At 38.6% G+C, this 23,457-nt stretch carries 23 protein-coding genes, 2 riboswitches and 1 other annotated feature (1 of these 26 only partly in view); of the genes, 19 read left to right on the top strand and 4 right to left on the bottom strand.

The features are described from left to right. Positions 1 to 5: a binding site (T-box leader), on the top strand; it begins 268 nt to the left of the window's first position. 65 nt (positions 6 to 70) lie between these two features. Genes RUH74_RS11110 through RUH74_RS11095 form a run of 4 tightly spaced genes read left to right on the top strand, consistent with a single transcriptional unit; the run spans position 71 to position 4,070 of the window. After that, positions 71 to 928: an SAM hydrolase/SAM-dependent halogenase family protein gene (locus RUH74_RS11110; RefSeq protein WP_313800374.1), complete on the top strand. Its 858-nt coding sequence runs from the start codon at positions 71 to 73 to the stop codon at positions 926 to 928. A 29-nt stretch (positions 929 to 957) separates the two neighbouring features. Next, a complete protein-coding gene (locus RUH74_RS11105; RefSeq protein WP_313800373.1) occupies positions 958 to 1,515 on the top strand; it encodes an ECF-type riboflavin transporter substrate-binding protein in 558 nt (185 codons plus the stop codon). A gap of 21 nt (positions 1,516 to 1,536) precedes the next feature. Continuing rightward, positions 1,537 to 3,249, top strand: a complete 1,713-nt coding sequence (locus tag RUH74_RS11100) for an ABC transporter ATP-binding protein (RefSeq protein WP_313800372.1) — start codon at positions 1,537 to 1,539, stop codon at positions 3,247 to 3,249. Beyond that, positions 3,240 to 4,070, top strand: coding sequence for an energy-coupling factor transporter transmembrane component T family protein (locus RUH74_RS11095; RefSeq protein WP_313800371.1), 831 nt, complete (start codon positions 3,240 to 3,242; stop codon positions 4,068 to 4,070). Before RUH74_RS11100 ends, RUH74_RS11095 begins: the two co-directional genes overlap by 10 nt. Positions 4,071 to 4,109: 39 nt before the next feature. Here the strand turns inward: RUH74_RS11095 and RUH74_RS11090 are convergent, their stop codons facing one another. Beyond that, positions 4,110 to 4,691, bottom strand: coding sequence for a TetR/AcrR family transcriptional regulator (locus RUH74_RS11090; protein WP_313800370.1), 582 nt, complete (start codon positions 4,689 to 4,691; stop codon positions 4,110 to 4,112). Positions 4,692 to 4,919: 228 nt separating this feature from the next. On the opposite strand from RUH74_RS11090, the gene RUH74_RS11085 reads away from it, so the two are divergent. The 8 genes from RUH74_RS11085 (at position 4,920) to RUH74_RS11050 (ending at position 14,021) form a co-directional block, all read left to right on the top strand. After that, positions 4,920 to 6,602: an FAD-dependent oxidoreductase gene (locus tag RUH74_RS11085; RefSeq protein ID WP_313800369.1), complete on the top strand. Its 1,683-nt coding sequence runs from the start codon at positions 4,920 to 4,922 to the stop codon at positions 6,600 to 6,602. Between the two features lie 175 nt (positions 6,603 to 6,777). After that, a complete protein-coding gene (locus RUH74_RS11080) occupies positions 6,778 to 7,404 on the top strand; it encodes a class I SAM-dependent methyltransferase (protein WP_313800368.1) in 627 nt (208 codons plus the stop codon). A 141-nt stretch (positions 7,405 to 7,545) separates the two neighbouring features. Further along, positions 7,546 to 7,640: riboswitch (SAM riboswitch) on the top strand. A gap of 155 nt (positions 7,641 to 7,795) precedes the next feature. Further along, a riboswitch (SAM riboswitch) is annotated at positions 7,796 to 7,902 on the top strand. 157 nt (positions 7,903 to 8,059) lie between these two features. Next, positions 8,060 to 8,986, top strand: a complete 927-nt coding sequence (locus tag RUH74_RS11075; RefSeq protein WP_313800367.1) for an ABC transporter permease — start codon at positions 8,060 to 8,062, stop codon at positions 8,984 to 8,986. Between the two features lie 2 nt (positions 8,987 to 8,988). Then, positions 8,989 to 9,936: an ABC transporter permease gene (locus RUH74_RS11070; RefSeq protein WP_313800366.1), complete on the top strand. Its 948-nt coding sequence runs from the start codon at positions 8,989 to 8,991 to the stop codon at positions 9,934 to 9,936. 12 nt (positions 9,937 to 9,948) lie between these two features. Continuing rightward, positions 9,949 to 10,971: an ABC transporter ATP-binding protein gene (locus tag RUH74_RS11065; protein ID WP_313800365.1), complete on the top strand. Its 1,023-nt coding sequence runs from the start codon at positions 9,949 to 9,951 to the stop codon at positions 10,969 to 10,971. Continuing rightward, a complete protein-coding gene (locus RUH74_RS11060) occupies positions 10,964 to 11,920 on the top strand; it encodes an ABC transporter ATP-binding protein (protein ID WP_313800364.1) in 957 nt (318 codons plus the stop codon). The genes RUH74_RS11065 and RUH74_RS11060 overlap by 8 nt, the downstream gene beginning before the upstream one ends. Positions 11,921 to 12,007: 87 nt before the next feature. After that, positions 12,008 to 13,642, top strand: coding sequence for a peptide ABC transporter substrate-binding protein (locus RUH74_RS11055; RefSeq protein WP_313800363.1), 1,635 nt, complete (start codon positions 12,008 to 12,010; stop codon positions 13,640 to 13,642). Between the two features lie 13 nt (positions 13,643 to 13,655). Continuing rightward, positions 13,656 to 14,021, top strand: coding sequence for a DUF3899 domain-containing protein (locus tag RUH74_RS11050; protein WP_313800362.1), 366 nt, complete (start codon positions 13,656 to 13,658; stop codon positions 14,019 to 14,021). Positions 14,022 to 14,101: 80 nt separating this feature from the next. Here the strand turns inward: RUH74_RS11050 and RUH74_RS11045 are convergent, their stop codons facing one another. After that, positions 14,102 to 15,499: a YceG family protein gene (locus tag RUH74_RS11045; protein ID WP_313800361.1), complete on the bottom strand. Its 1,398-nt coding sequence runs from the start codon at positions 15,497 to 15,499 to the stop codon at positions 14,102 to 14,104. Between the two features lie 211 nt (positions 15,500 to 15,710). Here RUH74_RS11045 and RUH74_RS11040 point away from each other — a divergent pair, with 211 nt between their 5' ends. Both RUH74_RS11040 and RUH74_RS11035 read left to right on the top strand, forming a co-directional pair. After that, positions 15,711 to 16,520: a DUF2262 domain-containing protein gene (locus tag RUH74_RS11040; protein WP_313800360.1), complete on the top strand. Its 810-nt coding sequence runs from the start codon at positions 15,711 to 15,713 to the stop codon at positions 16,518 to 16,520. A gap of 88 nt (positions 16,521 to 16,608) precedes the next feature. Further along, positions 16,609 to 16,749 (top strand): hypothetical protein, encoded by a 141-nt coding sequence (locus tag RUH74_RS11035; RefSeq protein ID WP_313800359.1) that lies wholly within the window; start codon positions 16,609 to 16,611, stop codon positions 16,747 to 16,749. Between the two features lie 233 nt (positions 16,750 to 16,982). On the opposite strand, the gene RUH74_RS11030 is transcribed toward RUH74_RS11035, so the two are convergent. Both RUH74_RS11030 and RUH74_RS11025 read right to left on the bottom strand, forming a co-directional pair. Further along, the gene (locus RUH74_RS11030) at positions 16,983 to 18,074 is read right to left on the bottom strand and encodes a DUF1648 domain-containing protein (RefSeq protein ID WP_313800358.1); all 1,092 of its coding nucleotides are present in this window, start codon (positions 18,072 to 18,074) and stop codon (positions 16,983 to 16,985) included. A 34-nt stretch (positions 18,075 to 18,108) separates the two neighbouring features. Beyond that, positions 18,109 to 18,489 carry a GntR family transcriptional regulator gene (locus RUH74_RS11025; RefSeq protein WP_313800357.1) on the bottom strand — a complete coding sequence of 127 codons (381 nt, stop codon included), beginning with the start codon at positions 18,487 to 18,489 and terminating at the stop codon, positions 18,109 to 18,111. A gap of 322 nt (positions 18,490 to 18,811) precedes the next feature. On the opposite strand from RUH74_RS11025, the gene RUH74_RS11020 reads away from it, so the two are divergent. The 5 genes from RUH74_RS11020 to RUH74_RS11000 form a co-directional block, all read left to right on the top strand. Continuing rightward, positions 18,812 to 19,846: a TRAP transporter substrate-binding protein gene (locus RUH74_RS11020; protein ID WP_313800356.1), complete on the top strand. Its 1,035-nt coding sequence runs from the start codon at positions 18,812 to 18,814 to the stop codon at positions 19,844 to 19,846. Between the two features lie 72 nt (positions 19,847 to 19,918). Beyond that, entirely contained in the window at positions 19,919 to 20,398 is a 480-nt protein-coding gene (locus RUH74_RS11015) for a TRAP transporter small permease (RefSeq protein ID WP_313800355.1), read from the top strand. Further along, on the top strand, positions 20,398 to 21,666 hold the full coding sequence (locus RUH74_RS11010; RefSeq protein WP_313800354.1) for a TRAP transporter large permease: 1,269 nt from the start codon (positions 20,398 to 20,400) through the stop codon (positions 21,664 to 21,666). Before RUH74_RS11015 ends, RUH74_RS11010 begins: the two co-directional genes overlap by 1 nt. A gap of 11 nt (positions 21,667 to 21,677) precedes the next feature. Continuing rightward, a complete protein-coding gene (locus tag RUH74_RS11005; protein WP_313800353.1) occupies positions 21,678 to 23,057 on the top strand; it encodes an FAD-binding oxidoreductase in 1,380 nt (459 codons plus the stop codon). Beyond that, on the top strand, positions 23,054 to 23,457 hold a 404-nt coding region (locus tag RUH74_RS11000; protein WP_313800352.1), incomplete at its 3' end, for an isocitrate/isopropylmalate family dehydrogenase. The genes RUH74_RS11005 and RUH74_RS11000, both read left to right, overlap by 4 nt.

Genomic DNA, 23,457 nt, shown 5'->3' with positions numbered 1-23,457 from the left:
TTATCCAGTTGGATATTGACGTGGTTTTTTGTTTTTTTAATAAGAGATAATGATGAATGGAGGAGCTAACATGAATAATTTTTTAGTCTTACAATCAGATTTTGGTACGGGTGATGGTGCAGTGAGCGCGATGTATGGAGTTGCATTGTCAGTAGATCCTTCCGTTCGGGTGTTTGACCTAACCCATGAAATTCCCCAATATAATATTTGGGAAGGAGCCTATCGCTTATATCAAACAATTGCTTATTGGCCTGAAGGGACAGTTTTCGTATCTGTTGTTGACCCAGGTGTGGGATCTGAACGAAGAAGCATCGTGGCAAAAACAGCAACAAATCATTACATTGTAACCCCTGACAATGGAACGCTCACACAGATAAAGAAGCATATTGGCATAGTAGAAGCGAGAATTATAGATGAAAATGTGAATCGTCTGCCAAAGTCTGGGGAGTCTTATACATTTCATGGCCGTGATGTATATGCTTTTACTGGTGCCAGACTCTCAACAGGAGTCATTTCTTTTGAACAAGTAGGTACTGAGATTGATGTTTGCTCTATTATTGAGCTGCCATTAACAGAAGCCAGCTTGAAAAAAGGGAAAATTACAGGAAACATTGATATTCTTGATATTCGGTTCGGTAATCTTTGGACCAATATTGACCGCGAGCTGTTTAAACAATTGGAAATTAAGTATGGTGATTCTTTCGAAGTTAAGATCGAAAATGAAACAAGTCAAGTCTATAAAAATATTATGACATTTGGAAGGTCATTTGCTGATAGTCATTTAGGTGAACCGCTGCTTTATGTAAATTCACTGGATAAAATAGGTGTTGCCTTGAATCAAGGCTCTTTCGCAGAGGCCTATCGTGTCCAATCAGGTGCGAACTGGAAAATTTATATACAAAAGGTTCAGAATATTGCATATAATTAAATACGATATGATAAAAGGAGATGTGTACCTTGAAAAAAAATCAGTTATCTATTAAAACGATTGTGGCAATAGGAATAGGAGCAGCAGTATTTATTATCCTGGCGAAATTTGCTGCCATACCTTCACCGGTTCCAAATACCACGATTCAAACATCTTATGCATTTTTAGCTTTAATGGCTGTTGTTTTTGGTCCGATTGCTGGTGGATTAATTGGCTTAATCGGGCATGCACTGAATGATGCGATATCGTATGGCTCTGTTTGGTGGAGCTGGGTAGTTGTATCGATGATTGTAGGGCTTTTAATCGGTCTTGCGGCAAAGAAAATGGACATTGAATCAGGGGTATTTCATACGAAAAAGATAATTACTTTTAACATTGTTCAGGTGATCGCTCAAGGGATTGGCTGGTTTTTACTCGCACCGGCATTGGATATTTTAATCTATGCAGAGCCAGCAAATAAAGTATTCCTGCAAGGACTTTTTGCCGGTTTGTCAAATATGGTCACAGTCGGTGTGATTGGAACATTATTACTAGCAGGTTATGCAAAAACACGGAGTCGAAGCAATAGTTTGACTAGAGAATTATAGATTAATTATTAGGAGAAAAAAATGAAAAAGAGAGTCATTGAATTTAACGACTATAGTTTTAAGTATCATAGTCAGACAGCACCGACTTTAAATAATATAAATATTACGGTTTACGAAGGTGAGAAGGTATTAATAGTTGGGCCTTCTGGTTCAGGGAAAAGCACGATTGGTCATTGTATCAGCGGGCTTGTTCCCTTTTCTTATAAAGGGGAAGTGACTGGAAGCCTAAAGATCCTGGGAAGAGATGCGCAAAGTTTAGATATTTTTACTCGTTCGAAAATAGTCGGCACCGTTCTGCAGGATCCTGATGGTCAATTTATTGGACTTACGGTAGGAGAGGATATTGCTTTTTCATTAGAAAATGACTGTACGGATCAAATGACCATGAAGAAGCTGGTGGAAGAGACTGCCATAACAGTAGAGATGAATGAGTATTTGCCTGCCTCTATTCATCATCTATCAGGAGGACAAAAGCAAAGAGTATCACTGGCAGGTGTGATGGTGGATAAGGTTGAAATTATTTTATTTGACGAACCACTTGCAAACCTTGATCCTGCGACTGGCCAATATGCGATTGAATTGATTGATCGAATTCATAAAGAAACGAATAAGACAGTCGTTATTATTGAGCATCGCTTAGAGGATGTGCTGCATCGTCATGTGGATCGGATTATTGTTGTGGATGATGGCCGTATCGTTGCTGATATGTCTCCAGATAAGCTTTTGTCTAGTTCAATCTTAGAAGCTAGCCATATTCGTGAGCCATTATATGTGAGGGCTGTTAAATATGCTGGATGTGAAGTGAAGGAGGACATGAAGCCTTCTCAACTGCACTCATTTTCCATTGAAAGCTGCAAAGATAAACTTCTGGATTGGTTTAAGGCTGGTAATCAAGTTGTGCCAAAGGAAGGGAAATCACCAGCCCTAGATTTAAAAGATATTTCTTTTAGTTATGCACCCGGTCATGAAACAATCAAAGGAATTACTTTGTCTATTAAGAAAGGTGAAATGGTAAGCATTGTTGGTAAAAATGGAGCGGGAAAGTCAACCTTATCAAAGATCATCTGCGGATTTGAAAAGCCGCGCTCAGGAAGTATCTTGTTTAATGAACAAGATGTAACTGGTGATACGATTAAGGAACGATCCCTTCGGATTGGTATGGTGATGCAAAACCCGAACCATATGATTTCCAAGCATATCGTTTTTGATGAAGTAGCATTAGGTCTTAATATTCGAGGTGTCCCTGAGAATGAGGCGAAGAAGCAAGTAGAGAAAGTGCTTAAAATTTGTGGGTTATACCCTTTCCGAAACTGGCCCATATCTGCATTAAGCTTTGGGCAAAAGAAACGTGTGACGATTGCATCCATTTTAGTGCTTGAGCCTGAGGTTATGATTTTGGACGAGCCTACAGCTGGACAAGATCTGAGGCATTATACGGAAATGATGGACTTTTTGGCAGAATTAAATCGCCAAGGAATGACGATTATACTAATCACGCATGATACGCATTTAATGCTAGAATATACGACACGTGCGATCGTCATTGACAAGGGGCGAATCATTGCTGATAAACAGCCATCATTGATTTTAACAGATTCAGAGATTACCAGTTTGGCAAATTTAAAGGAGACCTCTTTATTAGTCCTAGCGAAACGTGTGGGGATGAAGGAACCGAAGGCATTTGTTGAGCATTATATTGCATATGATCGGGAGGTTAGAAAGAAATGGCAGTAGAGATGCTATCGTATATTGATCGAAAATCTCCTATTCATCAGCTAACTGGTGTAACAAAGCTCATTTGCTTTATTGTATGGTCGTCAGCTGCTATGCTGACATATGATACCCGTATTCTTGCTTTTCTTTTTGTCTTTAGTATTCTCATCTTCATGATTTCAAAGATAAAAGTATCTGAAGTTTCATTTGTTCTTATATTTATTTTGGTCTTCTTGTTCATCAATAATCTTGCTATCTATCTGTTTTCTCCTCAAGAGGGAGTGAAAATCTATGGCAGCAGTCATGTTTTATTTGAGATAGCAGGGAGATATACTGTTACAATCGAACAAATTTTTTACCAATGTAATGTGACGCTAAAATACTTTGCCGTTATCCCAGTCGCTTTACTTTTTATTGTGACGACTCATCCGAGTGAATTTGCAGCCTCATTAAACAAAATTGGTGTGAGTTATCGAATTTCTTATGCTGTTGCTTTGGCACTTCGTTATATTCCTGATATCCAACGGGATTTTCGGAACATCGCACTTTCGCAGCAAGCTCGGGGGATTGATATGTCCAAAAAAGAAAAATTGCCCATCCGCATTAAAAATGCGGCATCCATTATATTTCCGCTTATTTTATCTAGCATGGATAAGATTGAGACCATAAGCAATGCGATGGAACTTCGTGGATTTGGAAAAAATAATCAGCGAACCTGGTATCGTGCACGTCCCTTTCAGGCGGGGGATTATGTTACTCTGGCAGCATTTGGTCTCATTTTTGTGACTGCGATGGTTGTTACCTTTCATGATGGCAATCGTTTTTATAATCCGTTTGTATAGCTAACGTATATTAAGGGAGAACACGAGTTTTCCTGTTTCCTATAAACATTCTGCAGGATAGTAATTTAAAATTTTTACAAGCTGCTTTGCCATATAGTCCGGGTCTGGTTCAAGTCCGTTTTTTATCCAGTCCATGATCAACCCTAGAATCCCATTGGCATAAAAGGAGGTATAAAGATGGTTATCCAAGTTTGAATCATTGGGTGTTAATAGAATAATGTCCTTTTTGAAAAACTTTGCAATGGAGTGCAAGAACGACTCCTCAAATTCAGGGACTGACTTGAATTTTTCCCAAAGCCTGTAGAAATCTTTATTTTCCATAATGTAGTCAAATATGATAATGTCTGAATGAGATAAAGCATTCATGTGAATCAGTTCTTTTCTTTTGTAGGGATATTTAAATGTTTCAATGAGTTCCATCGTCTTGTCAGAGATTATCTCTTTTGCCAATTCTTCTTTAAAATTATAGTGCCGGTAGAAGGTTGCCCGATTGTAGTCTGCCTGATTCACAATGTCCGTTACGGTAATTTGATCGTAGCTTTTTTCTTCCATCAATTTAATAAAAGCTTGTTTTAATTGTGTTTTTGTCCTGCGCACTCGCTTATCGATATTTTTATCCATATTGGTTATCCTTCCTCCTATTCTTTTTAAACAAATATATGAAAACTGTTGTTTATCCATACAATAGTTAGAAATTTACTGATTGATTGAATGGATTCATGAACATTATAGTAGTAAAAAGAGGATTTATAGTCATTATAATTAATTGAATTTTCCCTCTTTTTATAGAGTTGTATTATACCACATTCTGATGAGACTAGGATAATTTTGTAGGGGAGGATTGTACAATTGAGTAAAAAGTGGGATTCCAGTTTTGATGTTGTAGTCGTTGGGTCAGGAGCAGGTGGATTAACCGCAGCATTAACAGCCAGGTTGCGTGGCCTCTCTGTGATTGTTGTAGAAAAAACGGAGCTTTTTGGTGGTTCAACATCAAAATCTGGCGGCACGGTATGGGTGCCCAATAACCTTTATCTTGAAGAAGCAGGGGTAGCGGACTCTTATGAGCAAGTAAGCGCTTATTTGGATGCAACCATAGGTAATCGTGTACCTAGATCCTTAAAGGATGCTTACTTAAAAAGAGGTCCGGAGATGATAAAATACCTCCACGAAAATACAGAACATGTCAGATGGGAATATACACCGGGATATTCTGATTATTATCCGGAGCTTCCCGGCGGAAATCCGAATGGGCGGGCAATGGAAGCACAATTGTTTGATCTCAATAAATTAGGAAATGACGGAAAGCATTTGCGAAAAGCTGGACTGCCAACGAAAGGAATGGTGCTGAAGTCTAGTGAATTTCATAAAGTGAACATGATTACAAGAACATGGATTGGTAAAACAACCTCAATGAAAGTAGGCATGCGTCTCATTCGTACGAAGCTTAGTTCATATAAACCTGCCACTCTTGGAGAGGCACTTGTTGCACGGTTATATGCTTCCCTAAAGGAAGCGGGCGGGGAGGTTTGGCTGTCGACGCCATTTCATGATCTTGTTTTTGAAAATAATCGTGTGTCAGGCATTGTCGTTGAACAAAACGGAAAGAAAATGAATATCGAAGCAAGACATGGGGTTATCTTTGCCTCGGGAGGTTTTTCACACAATCGTAAACTGCGGGATAAATACCTGCCACAGCCATCGAATACAGATTGGACTTTATCATCTGAAGGACAAACAGGTGATGTCATTGAAGCGAGCCAAAAATTAGGTGCAAAATTGGATTTAATGGATAAGGTTTGGGGGACACCAACTTCTATTCCGCCTGGTTCTCCAGCATTTATGCCTGTTGCTGAGCGCGCTACGCCTGGTCTAATTATTGTGAACAGTGAAGGGGATCGCTATTTAAATGAATCCGTCCCTTATCACGAATTTGTTGATAAAATGTATGCCAATAACCGATCAGAGGCAACAACGGTTCCTTCCTGGATGATATTTGATCAAACCGTAAAAAAGCGATATCTTGTCTTTGGCATCATGCCTGGTCAATCATTTCCAAAAACTTGGGTTGAAACAGGATATTTAAAACTTGGACAAACACCAGAAGAATTAGCGAAAGAAATCGGGATTCCACCGAATAAACTTGCGGAAACAGTCAAACGCTTTAATGCATTTGCCGTTAACGGTCATGATCAAGACTTCAATCGTGGAGAAAGTGCTTATGATCGCTACTACGGGGATCCAACATTGAAAAATCCTAATCTGGCTCCATTAGAAAAAGCACCTTTTTATGCGATTCCGATTTATCCTGGAGATATAGGGACAAAAGGCGGTTTAGTCACGGATGAATTGGCGAGGGTCCTGCAGGAAAACGGGCAGCCGATCCAGGGACTGTATGCAACTGGCAATTGTGCTGCTTCAGTGATGGGAGAAACGTATCCAGGGCCTGGTGCAACGATAGGACCAGCAATGGTGTTTGGTTATATTGCAGCTAGTGAAATGGCTGCGGTTGCTGGAAGACTTAAGGAAGCATAATCGTTCATCCACCGTCGCAGCTTTTCTATTCCAAATTAGACGGGAAGGATAGTAAAAAAATGGAGCGCCCGAGAGGTGCTCCATTTTTTATTGCTATTTTAACTAAATAGTATCAAAAAAGGAATTATTTAGATTATGATAGAACTAAGCTCATTTCTAATAAGGAGTTATGAATATGAATAGCAGATGGAATCAACTGATTTATAAAGCATGGTCACCATTTTATGATCAATTTTTCAATAAGGGGATTTTTTCTAAAGCACGAAGAGATGTATTTAAAGACATAGAATTCTCTCAAGGGGATCGAGTTCTCTTCGTAGGCTGTGGAACAGGAGCGGATTTAGAGTACATTCCTCATCATGATATTGCCATAACAGCAATTGATCTCTCTGATGACATGCTTAAGAAGGCAAAGGAAAAGTTTAACCAAACAGATATTACATTCCTGCAAATGGATGCACAGGAGCTGGCATTTCCTGATGAAACGTTTGATATCGTAATAGCGAGTTTACTTCTTTCTGTTGTTCCGAATCCGCAAAAGTGTATGGAAGAGATGATTAGAGTAGTAAAACAGGAAGGAAAAATAGTAATCTTTGATAAATTTGTCCCGGCAAACGAAAAATTGCCCTTTTTTAAAAAGGCTGCAAGACCGCTAATCTCCCTGTTAGGTACGGATATAGGATTAAAGTTTGAGTCATTGTCCAAACCTTTCTCAAAAAGTTTATCGATACAAACGGATTCTCCGATCATGCTAAATGGGATGTATAGAAGAATAATTGGTATTAAAAGCAGAAGGTCCTAAATGGTTCTAAAAAATAGAAAAGCCAAGGAAGATAGCGGAGAACACATGATTAAATCATTTGTTGGTAAATTAGGAATATTTTTTTAAATTGACTTTCCATTTGAGACAGATTATTGTATCTTTTATAAGTAAATAATTGGTTTCTTATCCAGAGAGGTGGAGGGACAAGGCCCTATGAAACCTCGGCAGCGGATTCTATTTGAATGAATACTGTGCCAAATCCTGATAGATAAGAAGAGTGAGTCAAAATTTCTAATCTCTTCTTATTTTGCAGAAGAGATTTTTTTATTAATGATCGTAATTGTTTCGCGTCTTTTAGCGATTACTGAAATAGAATCCTAACGATAGTCTTATTCTTTAAGAGAATGCTCTCTTCCAAAATTAAATACGTTTCTTATCCAGAGAGGTGGAGGGATATGGCCCTATGAAACCTCGGCAGCGGGTTCCGTAATTGGAATACTGTGCCAATTCCATCAGGTTTGTCCTGGTAGATAAGAGGAGTGCAGGTGATTTAAACCTCTCAACTTATCTATGTTGAGAGGTTTTTTATTTACTAAACTTTCATAGAGATTCATTGGCATCAAGGAGGTTGATATAAATTTAAATCCGATTAATTTTACATGAATACTAGAAAATGAAAAAGGAGGAAAAGAAAATGTATGTTCTTAAACGTATATTCACAATGATCGTGACGCTATGGATCATTATTACGCTTACATTTTTAATTATGCATTTGATACCTGGCGACCCTTTTGCTACAGATGCCAAAACACTTCCTGAAGAAGTATTGAAGAATATGAGAGCTGCTTACCATTTAGATGAACCGTTATCAGTACAATATTTTCTCTATCTAAAACAGCTTATTCAATTTGATTTAGGCCCTTCGATCCAGTCAAAGACAAGGGATGTGAACACATTAATTGTAGAAGGCTTTGGTCCATCCGCATTGTTAGGAATTCAGTCTCTTATTCTGGCAATCTCAATAGGAATTACGCTTGGGGTAGTCGCAGCACTCAATCATAACCGCTGGATTGATTACGTTTCCATGTTTATCGCAATTATTGGGATCTCAGTTCCAAGTTTTATATTGGCACCGCTATTAATTAAGTATTTTGGGGTGGAATGGGGGATTTTCCCTGTAGCTGCCTGGGGGACTTGGAAGCATACGATTTTGCCTTCCGCTGTGCTTGCAGTTGGTCCAATTGCAATTATCGCCCGATTTGTTCGAGCAAGCATGATCGAAGTCATGAATCAAAATTATATAAAAACAGCGGAGGCAAAAGGGCTGTCAACATTTTCAGTTGTTGTAAAGCATGGGATCCGAAATGCACTCATTCCTGTTATTTCATTTATCGGCCCACTTTTTGCAGCAGTGATCACAGGGACGTTTGTTATCGAAAAAATATTTGCAATCCCTGGGATCGGAAAGTATTTCGTAGACAGCATTTTTAATCGTGATTATCCTGTGATTCTCGGTACAACTATTTTTTACAGTATGATCTTAATCATTACGTTATTTTTGATTGATATTCTATATCGTTTGATTGATCCAAGAATTAAATTATCGAGTGGTGGTGAATAAAGATGAATCAGGTATTACTGAAGGAAGATGTGAAATTCCAGCCTTTAGATATTAGGAACATTCATCAGCATGAACAAATCAGGCCAAGTACACATTTTTGGAAGGATGTACTACTGAAGATCGTAAAAAACAAACTAGCTATGTTTGGCTTTATCCTTTTATTTTTAATCGTTCTGCTTGCTATTATTGGACCGCATATTGTGCCCCATAGTCCGACAAAGCAGTCGTTAACAACTGGGAATTTACCTTTGTCAAGGGAGCATTGGTTTGGCACGGATGATCTAGGACGTGATATGTGGGCTAGAACTTGGGCGGGGGCAAGAATCTCATTAACGATTGGGTTTGTTGCAGCAGCTATTGATCTGGTTATTGGCGTCCTTGTCGGTGGAATCTCAGGGTATATGGCGGGGAGAGGAAAAATTGGGGACCGGATTGATTCCTTTTTGATGAGGGTGGTCGAAGTTTTATACGGAATCCCATACTTATTGGTAGTTATTTTGTTATTGGTTATTATGAAGCCTGGGCTTTTAACGATGATTATTGCTTTGTCGATAACGGGGTGGGTTGGCATGGCACGAATTGTCCGTGGTCAGATTCTCCAATTGAAAGAGCAGGAATATGTCCTTGCTGCTGAAAAATTAGGTACATCCCATCCGAAAATTATTATTAAACATTTGCTTCCGAATATGCTTGGGATCATAATTGTTAATCTGACTTTTACCATTCCTCAGGCAATCTTTGCTGAATCCTTTTTAAGTTTTCTTGGCTTAGGTGTTCAGTCGCCGATGGCAAGCTGGGGAACAATGGCAAATGATTCATTAGGTGTCATTTTAAATGGGTATTGGTGGAGGCTGTTTTTCCCTGGTTTGATGATTTCCTTAACCATGTTTGCCTTTAATGCTTTTGGGGATGGATTACAGGATGCGCTTGATCCGCGCTCGAAAAATTAAGGAGGTTGGCTTATGGATCATCTGCTTGAAATCAATAATTTGCACGTTACGTTTCAAACCCATGGCGGTGAGGTTCATGCAGTAAGGGGGGCTTCCTTGTATTTGAAGAAAGGAGAGACACTTGCTGTAGTAGGTGAAAGCGGCTGTGGGAAGAGTGTCACTGCACAAGCAATTATGGGGATGCTGCCAAAGCCTCATGGAAATGTGAAGAATGGGAAGATTCTATTCAATGGAAAGGAAGTGACAAAGCTATCAAAAAAAGAACTTCAGCATGTAAGAGGAAAAGAGATGGGGATGATTTTCCAAGACCCAATGACTTCGCTCAATCCGACGATGAAGATTGGCAAACAAATTGAAGAGGGAATGGTAAGGCATCAAAAGTTAACCAAACAGAGGGCAAAAGAAAAAACGATAGAACTCCTGAAATTAGTCGGGATTCCGGATCCGTCTCGCCGTTATTCACAGTATCCGCATGAGTTTAGTGGAGGTATGAGACAGCGGGTGATTATTGCCATTGCACTTGCATGCAATCCAAAGTTAATTGTTGCTGATGAACCGACTACTGCACTGGATGTGACGATTCAATCGCAAATTCTCGATTTGTTAAAGGACCTACAGAATGAACGTCATTCTTCTATTTTAATGATTACACATGATCTCGGTGTGGTAGCTGAGATAGCAGACAGAGTGGCTGTGATGTATGCAGGAATAATTGTTGAAAGCGCGACGGTGGAGGAACTATTTGAAAACCCAAAACACCCTTATACTTGGGGATTGCTGCAATCTATTCCAAAACTTGACGAGAAAAACAGTGGCAGACTAATTCCGATCGAAGGTTCCCCACCTGATCTTTTTAATCCGCCAAAGGGCTGCCCATTTGCGGCGAGGTGTCCATATGCAATGAATATTTGTATTGAACAGCTCCCAGATAATCAATATTTTTCTGAACAGCACTATTCCATGTGCTGGCTCAATGATGCGCGAGCGGCAGCAGGAAAAAGCATTCATACAGAAAGGGGGGAGCTGCATGTCTGATTACATATTAGAGATTGATGATGTGAAAAAGCATTTTAAAGCTGGGCCTAAGCAGGTTATTAAATCTGTTGATGGGATTACCTTTTCCATTCAGAAGGGCGAAACCTTTGGTCTAGTTGGTGAAAGCGGCAGCGGCAAATCTACGCTGGGCAGAACGATTAGCAGTCTATATAAACCAACAGCTGGAAAGGTGGTGTTTAATGGCGAGAATTTAACACAGCTTGATAATCAAAAAAAACGCGAGTGGAATCGCAATATGCAAATGATTTTTCAAGACCCCCATGCTTCACTTAATCCGCGAATGCGGGTTGGAGAAATTATTGCTGAAGGCATTGAAGCATATGGGTTAGCAAAAGGAAAAGAGAAGAGAGAAAAGGTCTATCAGCTCCTTGAAAAAGTAGGGCTGAATCCTGGGCATGCGAGAAGATATCCTCATGAATTCAGCGGCGGACAGAGGCAAAGAATTGGGATTGCAAGAGCTCTTGCGGTTGATCCAACCTTCATTGTTGCTGATGAGCCAATCTCCGCACTGGACGTTTCGATTCAAGCCCAGATTGTAAATTTGTTAGAAGATTTACAGCAGGAAAAACAATTAACCTATTTATTTATTGCTCATGATTTGGCCATGGTAAAACATATTAGCGACCGAATTGGCGTAATGTATTTAGGGAAAATGATGGAAATCGCTGCTAGTGAAGAACTCTTTAGAGAACCGCTGCACCCATATACACATGCCCTTCTCTCTGCGATTCCTGCGTCTTCACCAAAGCTGAAGGGTGTGAGAGAACGCATTGTACTAAAAGGAGAATTGCCAAGTCCGCTCAATCCGCCAAGTGGCTGTCCATTCCAGACTCGTTGCCCTAAAGCTGAGGCAATATGCGGAAAGGCTGCCCCAATATGGAAAGAGGTTAAGAGTGATCATTGGGTCGCCTGTCATCTGTACGAGTAGGAGCTGGCGAACGAGTGAATTACCAACTAGGTAATGAATAACCAAATGAAAAAGAAATAGGATGATAGACTAGGAGGACCAATAAACGTGAAAAAACAATTATTAACTTTAATAGCAGTCATATTTTTAATAAGCACAGCACTAGCAGGATGCGGAAACAAAAAAGAAGAGGCAGCTTCCTCTAAATCAGAGAATGCAGAAGACATTAAACAAGAGCTTACAACGAATTTAGGAGGGGAGCCATATACGCTTGACCCTGCGCTTGCTTCAGATACAACATCTTTTTGGGTTATAGAGCATCTATATGAAGGATTATATACTCGCGATAAAGATGGGAAAGTTGTTGAAGGGGCTGCAAGTAAAATTGAAGTTTCGGACGATGGAAAAACATATACATTTACGATTCGAGATGGTGCAAAATGGTCAAATGGGGATCCGTTAACAGCAAAGGATTTTGAATATTCATGGAAGAGAGTATTAAATCCAGAAACCGCTGCGTATGATCCATCTACGTTCTATTATATAAAAGGAGCAGAAGCGTACAATACTGGAAAAGGTTCCGTTGAAGATGTAGGGATCTCAACGACTGATGATCAAACATTAGTTGTAGAACTAAATAGCCCGCTTAGCTATTTCCCAAAAATCGTTCTTGAGCATGCATATCTCCCAGTAAATAAAAATGTTGTCGAAGGAAATAAGGACTGGGCTGCAGAAGCTGACGGTATTGTAACAAATGGAGCCTATACCGTTTCAAGCTGGAAGCATAATGAAGACCTTATCTTGCAAAAAAGCGATTCCTTCTGGAACGCGGAAAATATTACACTTCATACGATTAATTTTAAAATGATTGAAGATACAACAACTGCTTATCAAATGTATAAATCTGGCGAGCTGGATTTTATACGTTACTTGCCACTTGATTCATTAGAGCAAGAGAAATCCAGTAAAGAGTATGTGAATTTTCCTAGCTTTAGCGTGTATACATTCTCCTTTAATGTGAATGAAAAGCCTGTTTCTAATAGTAAAATAAGAAAAGCCTTTTCATATGCAATCGATCGTGAAGCGATTACTAAGAATATAACAAAGGGTGGAGAGGCACCAGCTTACGGCTATGTTCCTTTTGGAGCTGAAGCGCCATCTGGAAGTGACTTTAGAGATGAAGCACCGAAATATTATTCCTTTGATCCGAAAGAAGCAAAAAAGCTATTAGCTGAAGGCTTAAAAGAAGAGGGCTGGAAGGAACTGCCTGAAGTCACAATAAAATATAATACAGCTGATAATCATAAAAAAATCGCCGAAGCTGTTCAAGAAATGATTAAAGAAAATTTAGGTGTTGAAATCAAGCTTGAAAATCAAGAGTGGAAGACATATATTGATACATTTAAACAAAAGAACTTCCAAATAGCTCGCATGGGTTGGGGCGGTAATTTCTTAGATCCAGTTGGCTCGCTTGATTTATATACATCAAAGAACTCTGGGAATTTCACAAATTGGAGCAGCGCGAAATATGATGAACTCATCAGTCAATCTGTGATTGAGCAAGATGCTGAGAAGAGATTTGAAATTTTACATGAGGCTGAAAGTGTCTTATTAGATGAGATGCCAATTATTCCTGTATTATTTTCAGCACAAAATGTACTGATTAGTGAAAAAGTGGAAGGCATACGACTTGATGCGTTAGCAGATCCAGATTTACGTTTTGTGAAAAGAGTGGCTGAATAGGAGGTACTAAAATATGTTGAGATCATATATTTACTCAGTACTGTTATCCTTTTGCAGCAGCTTTCTCCTTTCTGCTATTTCTAATCATTCACTCCAATTGAATGATAAGATCTTTCTTTATGGTGTAATCGCATTACTGATCAGTTCGATCTTATTTGTGCTAAGAACGGGATTTTTTCGGCTCTTTCTTACAGGCTTTAATCAAATATATACATTAGCATTTAAACAAGCTGCTTTGATGAAAAATATAGATGAACAAATCAGTGAGGATCTTACATTTCAGAGATGGAAGAATCAATTTTCTGCAAAGCTCATGCAGTATTCCTTAGGAGCTGGAACAGGGTGTATGGTTTACTCTCTTACAAGTATTAACTTTTAAACAATTTCTTAGTACCGATAGGAAAATATCCCCTTTTTGCTATAAGCAAAGAAAGCTGCCAATATTTTTGGCAGCTTTCTTTAGTTTGTATGTTCAATAAAATTTTGGGCAAATAAGTATATTTTTTGTGAAGGAACGGCTAAATTCAGATTTTGCCCACTATCAAAACCTGCAGTGATCAATCCGACAAGTCTTCCAAACATATCAAGCAGTGCCCCACCAGAGCTTCCATTAGAAATTGGAGCGGTAAATTGAATCATGGATAAATGATGAATCTCTCTAAAACCAGAAACAATTCCATCTGAGACAGAATTAAATAATCCCAATGGGCTGCCGATGGCAACAATTTTTTGACCACGAACTAATTCACCATCTGTCTTTACAATTAAAGGGGAACAATGTTTATCCACCTTAATAATGGCCAAGTCAAATTGCTGGTGATATTTAATGAAATGATCTGTGATATATTCTTCTGTCTCATTTTCGTAGAGCACAGAAAAAAGATGCCCGCCTTCTACCACATGTAAATTCGTTAAAATGTATCCTTTGCTATGAATAACTACACCAGAACCGTAGCATAAAACCTTATTTTCGTTGTCATACACTTTAATCATAACAACTGAATTTGAGAGGGCGGCCAGCTGTTCATAACTTAGCTCTGCATCCGGTACTCGGTGTCGAATCTGTTGTACAGGATTAACGATTTTGGGCTGGGTGATGATACTTGGCCTAGAAGGCATGGATGCAATATTTACAGTTGGTTTAGGTGAATAATCAGGTAACTTAATAGGATCTGAAGAGAATGTACTGCACTTATATAGTGTGGAGTACTTTTCTGCTTCAGGGTACAAATGGGTGATGTCCTCTTTTGGATTCATATAACAGATATCACAGCCGAGCTTGGATAAGAAATACAAAAATAATAATTCATGCTGTTTAATATCGCCGATAAACATGACCTTCGGCGTTATGCTTGTATTGGTAAATAGCTTTGGCAAATAGAGTTCCATCCAATGTAAAAATTTAATGACGAAGTTTTTTGTTAAACTTGGATTCGTGTTCGGATGGGTTTGAGTATAGATTGAAAGAATTTGCATAAAGGTGAGCTTCTTTGTCCACTCAAGGGTGTCGTTATGTAATGGGGCACACAGATTTGCATGATAAAGAGTATTTGAGTTGCCTGCAGAAGGCGAAACCACTGTTTGCCAATTTTCCCAAACATTTGCTAGTCTGTTAATATCATTGTTGTTAGATATTCTCTCAAGCCCTTGTAATCGTAAATAAGGTTTAGTGGACAGGTGCTGATCAATTTTTAGAATCGTTTCTGTGTAATGTGCAATGGATTCAGGGATACCAATATATCTTACAAAAAGAACCTCTTTTGAAACGGCTTCTTTTTTATTTATAGTTATAAAATCCTCTAGAGGGCTATTTGTTGCTTTCAATCTTACCTTTAAAGGTTTTGTTCGGACGATCATAAATCATTCTCCTGTTTCCAATTATTTGTATAATGTAATTATAAGGATATTTTTAAAAAGTTCATAGGTAAAAATTTTAGTTAGTTTATAGTTACTTAGGGATGGGATCTTATTCGGTTATAACGATTTTATTAAATTAAGTAGAATTAGGGAATCGTTCTAATGGTATATTTTAGTAACCAAATATAAATTTGAAAGGATTGTGAGGAAGATGAGTATATCCCGAGAAAAAAATAGATTTGAGAATAGATTCATAGAAGAAGTAATCGAAATTGCCGCTGTGACTGGGGCTTCAGGAATTGGGGCAGGACGAGCAGGCGGTGCTAAGCTGTGGAATGCATCCATTCCATTAATTGCATGGAAAAATGTATTATCTAATGAAACAAAGTTAGAAGAGTTACGGTTGGAATGGCAAGTGAATGATGAAGAATGGGAACAATCGAAAAATATTTTGAAAAAGGATACAGTTGTGAGATTACTAGTGCGAATGGCAGAAAATTCAATGATGCTTGTTAAGGTGTTGGAGACTGCTTATAAAGATGATGAGTTGGAAATGATTTTGCAGGATTCGTTAAAGCCGGTTTTTTACATAGATGAGGGATTAGGAGAGTTTAAACTTGATAAAAGTGTGAAGACTTTTGAAAAGCAGATATCATGGGCTGGTGAAGATGGCAATCTGTATTTTGATTGGGATGAAGAGGAGAATACAATGAAGGCTGCATTAGAAACAGCCTATGAGCTTTTCAACAATCAAAATGAATGGAACATGAAAATTAGAAGATACGCTGCAGAAGAACTGACCGAATTAGCAAATGATTGGCTGCAGGATAATGAAGAAGCAGAGATTTCAGAAATTACAAAAGATATGTTCATGAATCTTATGGAACTAGACAGCATAAGTGTATATCCAGATGGTGACTTTAACCTATTCTTTTTTGACGGAGACATGTTTTGGGGACATTCAATCATCGTAAGTGGGAACATTAATGGAGAACTAACCTCAGCAGAAATCGCAGGATAAATATTGTTTGTGAATGCTAAGTGGCTGGTAACCTTATAGTTTCGAGGTTTGAAAAATGACTGTGATCTAGGAATGCAGAATCAAAGGAATGAAGTTTTCCAATATGGCTGGGATGATGGGCATGAACATCGCAAACAAAATGATGATTCAAATGAACAAGCAACCGCAAAATCAACCTGCACCATCTCAATACGATAGAATATCACATATGAAGTTGGCCGATCAATAAAGTCCAAATTTTTATCTGAGCTGAGGAAGGAAATGTTCGTTCTAACTGTAGAACAAAAGCAGATATAAGATAAAGAGGCCAATTATAGGATATACATAATTGGCCTTGGATTTAAATGACGAAGGCATGGATAATTGTTATCGATGCCTTTTATAGATAAAGTAAAAGCCTTTTATAAGAAAAAGATGTGCCTGACTGATCCAGACAGGAACCAGAAATTTCCTCCTATTTCACTATAAAAATGAAATTAGCAAAATAATGATAATTGGCAGAATCAAAATAAGATATCCTAATGGATTTGCAAGATTAAGTGTCAAGCCGACACCAAATCGTTTTTCCACAAAGATGGATGGATCATTTTTATTAAAATAAAACAGCCCACCCTTCCAATAAGAATCTTCATCATAATCAGTAATGTCCCCTTCGATATCAGCAGGTAGCTGTTTGTCAGATCGCCCTACTTTTAAGGCAAAAATAATGGTACCAACTAAAATCACTATTAAAAAGACAATTGGAACAAGGAACATAACAAAATCTGAGATTAAATTCGGATGGATCGTTGAAAATTGTAAAAAACTAAATAGTATTGTTATTAATAAACTAGTTAAAAACATTAGCCAGCTCGTATTCTTCCTTAAAGTAAGTTGTCGGCTGCGGGAAGCAGTTGTATGTGTCGCACTTAATTTGATCCCTGACTTTTTTGTTCCAAGATGCATACCTAGAAACATGATCTGCATAATTAGCAGAACCAGTGGAAGGGTGATAACAGAGAACGGCGTTTTGGCAGTAAATGCATCTGCTTGACCATTTGGCCCCCAATGTGTTGGAATTTGTTCTGGAAGTATAGAATATTGGCTGATAGTATAGCCGATCATGCCAATAGTAATTATGATAGGCAAGAAGTATACATAGGAAGGAAGCATGGAATCCTGAGAACGCATGGTTATATCCGTTATCTGCACTTGCTTTAAATTCTTTGTAAACTTTGGTGATTTTTTTAATTGCTTGACCTTCCCATGGAAATAGAAGTATAGAGACATACTGATAAAAATAATACTAAATTGGATAACGGTACCTGCTAAAACAATGAGTTCCTCCGTAGGTTTACTTGTTATCGCCCATATTGAATAAGCTCCTAAAGCAATGACTGAAATAAGAAAAACGAAAATAGCGTATTTTTTCTTATAAAATACTATTTGCTCGTCATTAATATATATTTCTGGGATCGTAACGCCAAACACAATAGTTCGTTTCGTTAAAAATGGGATAGCAGTCTGTATAGCAGCGAGAAAGAGGATAATGATGAAAAAAATGGCTAAAGACATAAACAGTACCTCCTTAAGTTAATGAATTTCTGAACTATTTTCTTTCTTTTATATTGGAAATAATTAATTCAACTAATTCGTGAATTTCTTCTTTCTCCATTCCTAATACAATCGCTTCTGCAACTAAGGGTCTAAATTCAGTGCTAAGCCTTTGAAAGCTAGAGGGATCAAAAGTTTTAGGAGAAGAAATAACTGCTCCGGATTTAGGAGCTATCCGAATAATCCCCTTTTTTTCTAGCTCGTGATAACTTTTATTTACAGTATGCATATTTACGCTAAGATCTGCGGCAAGTGTCCTAACGGAAGGAAGAGAATCCCCTGAATGCATATCTCCTCTAGCAATGCATTCAATAATTTGATTGATCAATTGTGTGTAAATGGGAATATCAGATTCAGCTTCAACTCGAATAATCACGTTGCACCCACCCTTCTGTTCTACATTTATTATAACAAAACTGTTCTATCAAATCTATAACAAAAATGAAGTATCATGACATGGTTATTGAACATTCCCCCATTACATACCGGTTCAGAAAGAAGCTGTTTTAAATAATCGCTTCTTTTTTGTTTTCAGGGACAATGTTCCTGTCCCTCTGTCCCGTCCTTGCAGAGGGACAAGGGGACAGGAACCCTGTCCTAATTATTTCGAATAAATCGACAATTTTTAGCACATAAAAGCGTAAAAGGTGTTATAATGTCAATATTCTAAAAATTATAGATAATAGGGGGCATTATACATGAAGAAGAAACAGCTTTGGCTAGTAGCTTTAGTGGCTATGATGTTAATTTTTGCTGGCTGCAGCAAGAGCAAGGAGTCTGGCGGAGACGCAGACAAGAATTCGGGTGAAAAGGCAAGTGGAGAAACGTTCACATTAAAGGCAGGACACTCGTTAACAGAGGATCATCCGTACCATATTGGACTGCTAGAAATGGCTAAAAACGTAGAAGAGCGAACAGATGGAAAAGTGAAGATAGAAGTATTCCCATTAAGTCAGCTCGGTGCTGAACGCGAGTTGACAGAGGCGCTGACACTTGGAACAGCAGATATGTCTGTATCATCCACTGCACCAATTGCCAACTTTTATCCGGAAATCGGGATCGTTGACATGCCATTTTTATTTGAATCAAGGGAACATGCCTATAAAGTTTTAGATGGAGAAATTGGGCAAGAGCTATTAAAAGGAATGGAGAACATTGGAATCATCGGACTTGCATGGGGGGAGAATGGATTCCGCCATATTACCAATGCGAAGCACCCAATTACAAAGCCTGAAGATCTAAAGGGAATTAAGATCCGTACACAGGAAAATCCGATTCATCTGGATGCCTTTAATGCGCTTGGTGCAAAACCTACTCCGATGGCTTGGACAGAAGCTCTAACAGCACTTCAGCAAGGAGTAGTGGACGGACAGGAAAATCCAATCGTCGTTGCGGATACGTACAAGCTTTTTGATGCAAACCAAAAATATATGACATTAACCGGTCATTTATACTCTCCTGCCGTTATTATGTTCAGCAAAACAACATGGGACAAGCTTCCTGCTGAATATCAGGAGGTTTTAAGTGATGAGGCGAAAAAGTCAGGAGACCAAATTCGTGAACTAATTAAGAAATCTGATGAAGATTCATTAAAGGTTCTAAAAGAGCAAGGCATGGAAATTATTGAAGATGTTGATGTGAAACCTTTCCGTGACGCCATCCAGCCGGTCTATGAAAAATATGAATCAGAATTTGGAAAAGAAAAAATTGACGCCATTTTAAATACAAAATAATTTTATTAAATAACTTGGCGAGCACAGGAATTCCCTGTACAACCCAAGTTTTTTAATCATAAGGAGAAATGAATGGTGGTAAAAAATGTTATTGATACGATCAATAAGACCGTAAAATGGGTAGTTATTATTCTTTTTTTTCTCATGGTTATTGCTGTGTTTTTACAAGTGATATTTAGATTTATAGTAGATCAGCCGCTTGCTTGGACAGAGGAATTATCCCGTTATTTGCTTATTTGGCTCACCTTTTTAGGTACAGGCTACGGGATGAGTATGAAGGCGCACCCAAGCATTGAATTCCTTTATGAAAAAGTAGGAAACACAATGAAGAAGGGTTTTATCATTCTATCCACTGCTTTAATTCTCTTTTTCTTTTGGCAAATTATCGTAAACAGCTTTGAATTTATTGGACGCAGTATGACACAAACATCACCTGTTCTGCAACTGCCAATGGGGCTTGTCTATACAGTCATTCCTATTTCTAGTGTTCTATTTGTTATTAATCTTCTTCAGGTATCTGTCGCTGAGTGGAGAAGGGGGGCAAGTCAATAATGGCATGGTTATTATTTGGAGTGCTTATCATTCTTTTTCTTATTAATATCCCTGTAGCAGTTGCACTGGGACTTGCCTCAATGATTGTTTTAATGGTTCAAGATAATGTGCCATTAATGGTAGTTGTTCAAAAAATGTTTAATTCGACCGATTCATTTACATTAATGGCTGTTCCATTCTTTATTCTTGCTGGGAAATTAATGGAGACAGGCGGTATTTCAAAGCGTTTAATGAATTTTGCAGGTTCTCTAGTTGGAAACTTGCATGGCGGTTTGGCAATGGTATCGATCGTTACATGTATGTTCTTTGCCGCTGTCTCTGGTTCTGCTGCAGCAACAACGGCTGCAGTCGGGAGCATTCTCATTCCTGCGATGGTGAAAAAGGGCTATGATAAGAGTTTTTCGACTGCCATCCAAGCAGCGGGAGGAACAATTGGAGTCATGATTCCACCAAGTGTTCCATTAATTTTATTTGGGGTTATCGCAGGTGCTTCAATTGGCGATCTTTTTATTGCAGGCATTATGCCGGGGATATTTGTGGGCATCTCTCTTATTATCGTTGCCTACATTATTTCCCGTAAAAGAGGCTATGGAAAAGAAGAAAAAAGCTCTATCAAAGAAATTGCTATTTCCTTTAAGGATGCAATATTGGCGCTGCTCATGCCAATAATTATTCTTGGCGGGATATATGGCGGAATTTTTACCCCTACAGAAGGATCGGTTGTTGCTGTTGTATATGGATTAATTGTCGGTCTTTTTATTTATAAAGAGATAAAGTGGAAGGATTTACCTGAAATATTCATTTCTTCAGGTGTAACATCCGCTGTCATTCTTTTTATTATTTCGTGTGCATCGATTTTTGGCTTCATTTTAACAAGGGAACAAATTCCGCAGCAAATGACAGATACGATGCTTGGCATAACAACAAATGCCATTATGATCTTACTTATCATGAATATAATCTTATTAATTGTAGGGACATTTCTTGAAACATCAGCAGCAATTGTCATTTTAGCACCGATTCTAGTTCCTATTGCATCTGCTGCTGGAATTGATCTCGTTCATTTCGGCGTTGTCATGGTTGTTAATCTAGCCATCGGAATGATTACACCACCGGTTGGAATTAATTTATTTGTTGCTTCCAATATAGCAAAGATCAGACTTGAGCACATCGTCCGTGCGATTGTTCCATTTTTAATTATTTTGATTGTAGACGTACTGATTCTAAGCTTTATGCCGTCGATCAGCTTGTTTTTACTAGATAAATAGAGGTGAAAAAGATGTATCAAGATTTGCTTCGTATTTTGAAAGACTCAGAGCGTGTAAGTGTAAATGAAACAGTTTTGGAGCATCATAGTGGCGGTACAGACTATCATGAAAGGAAAAAGCCGGACATTGTTGTTTTTCCAAGAACGGAGCAAGAGGTTGTGGAGATTGTAAAATATGCGGCCACAAAAAAAATACCGATCATTCCTTTCGGTGCAGGAAGCAGCATTGAAGGGCATCTAATGCCTGTATTTGGCGGCATCAGCATGGATTTCACCCTGATGAATGAGGTGATTTCTGTCTATCCAGATGATTTTGTTGTTAAGGTTCAGCCTGGTGTGACGCGAATGCAATTAAATAAGCACTTGAAAAAATACGGTTTGTTTTTTCCAATTGATCCGGGGGCAGATGCGACAATTGGCGGAATGGCTGCCACAAATGCCAGCGGGACAAATGCGGTAAAATTCGGCACAATGAAGCATAATGTCCTCGGTCTTCAAGTCGTCATGGCAGATGGCAGCCTTATTTCAACAGGCGGGGAAACGATTAAATCATCTGCAGGCTATAATTTGACTGAGCTTTTGATTGGTTCAGAAGGGACATTAGGCATTTTTACTGAAATTACGTTAAAGCTTGCCGGTATTCCAGAAGCGACGGTGGTTGCGAAAGCATCCTTTGAGACCGTTGAAGAAGCAGGAAAGGCAGCCGAGGTCGTTCTCCAGTCGGGCGTAGGCATTGGAAAAATGGAGCTTGTTGATGCCGCGACGATTCAAGCGGTTAATGAATTTAAGGGAACTGACTTTAAGGAAACACCAACACTTTTTTTAGAATATCACGGCACTGCAGAAGCAACAAAACAAGGAATTACCTTTATTAAGGAATTAATGGAGGATTCGGGAGCAACCGATTTTGAGTTTGAGAATGATTCGATTAAACGGGCACAGCTTTGGGAAGCACGCCATCAGGCTGCGCTAGCTATTGTTGGACGTAAGCCAAATCGAAAGCTTGTATCAACAGATGTCTGTGTTCCTATTTCGCAATTAGCGCTTTCTATTGCTTATACAAGAAAACTATTAGAAGAATACGAGATGGATGGAGCCATTCTTGGTCATGTAGGGGATGGAAACTTTCATGCAGTATTTGGATTAAATACAGACGATAAAGATGAAATGGCACGTTTTCATGCATTGAATGAAAAAGTCGTTACGTTTGCCCTTGAGCATAGGGGAACATGTACCGGTGAGCACGGTATTGGAGTTGGGAAGATGAAATTTCTCAAGGAGGAACGTGCTACTTCATTAGCGATGATGAAATTGATTAAGAGATCTCTGGATCCAGACAATATTTTAAATCCGGGGAAAATATTCGAAATGGAAGAAGTGGTGGAAAGATGAAAAGTTATCGAATAGCTGTTTTACCTGGAGATGGAATTGGTTCGGAAGTCGTAAATGAAACAACCAAAGTATTAGAGCTTTTAAAAAAGCTAGATTCTACTTTACAGATGGAATTCGAGACATTCCATTGGAATAGTGAATATTATCTTCAGCATGGAGAAATCATGCCTAAGAATGGGCTGGAAACTTTAAAAAAGTATGATGCAATTTTATTTGGGGCAATCGGAGATCAGCGTGTTCCTGACGAGGTAACTATATGGAAATTAATCATGCCGATTAGGAAGCAATTTAATCAGTATATCAATTTCCGTCCGGTCAAACTGCTGCAAGGTGTAACTTCTCCGTTGGCTAATGGGGAAGACATAGATTTTGTCATTATCCGTGAAAATGCGGAAGGGGA

It is taken from the genome of Cytobacillus sp., from assembly GCF_032154635.1.
Lineage (GTDB): Bacteria > Bacillota > Bacilli > Bacillales > Cytobacillaceae > Cytobacillus.
The sequence above is the reverse complement of the archived record's forward strand: the minus strand, read 5'-3'. Positions and strand labels throughout refer to the sequence as shown.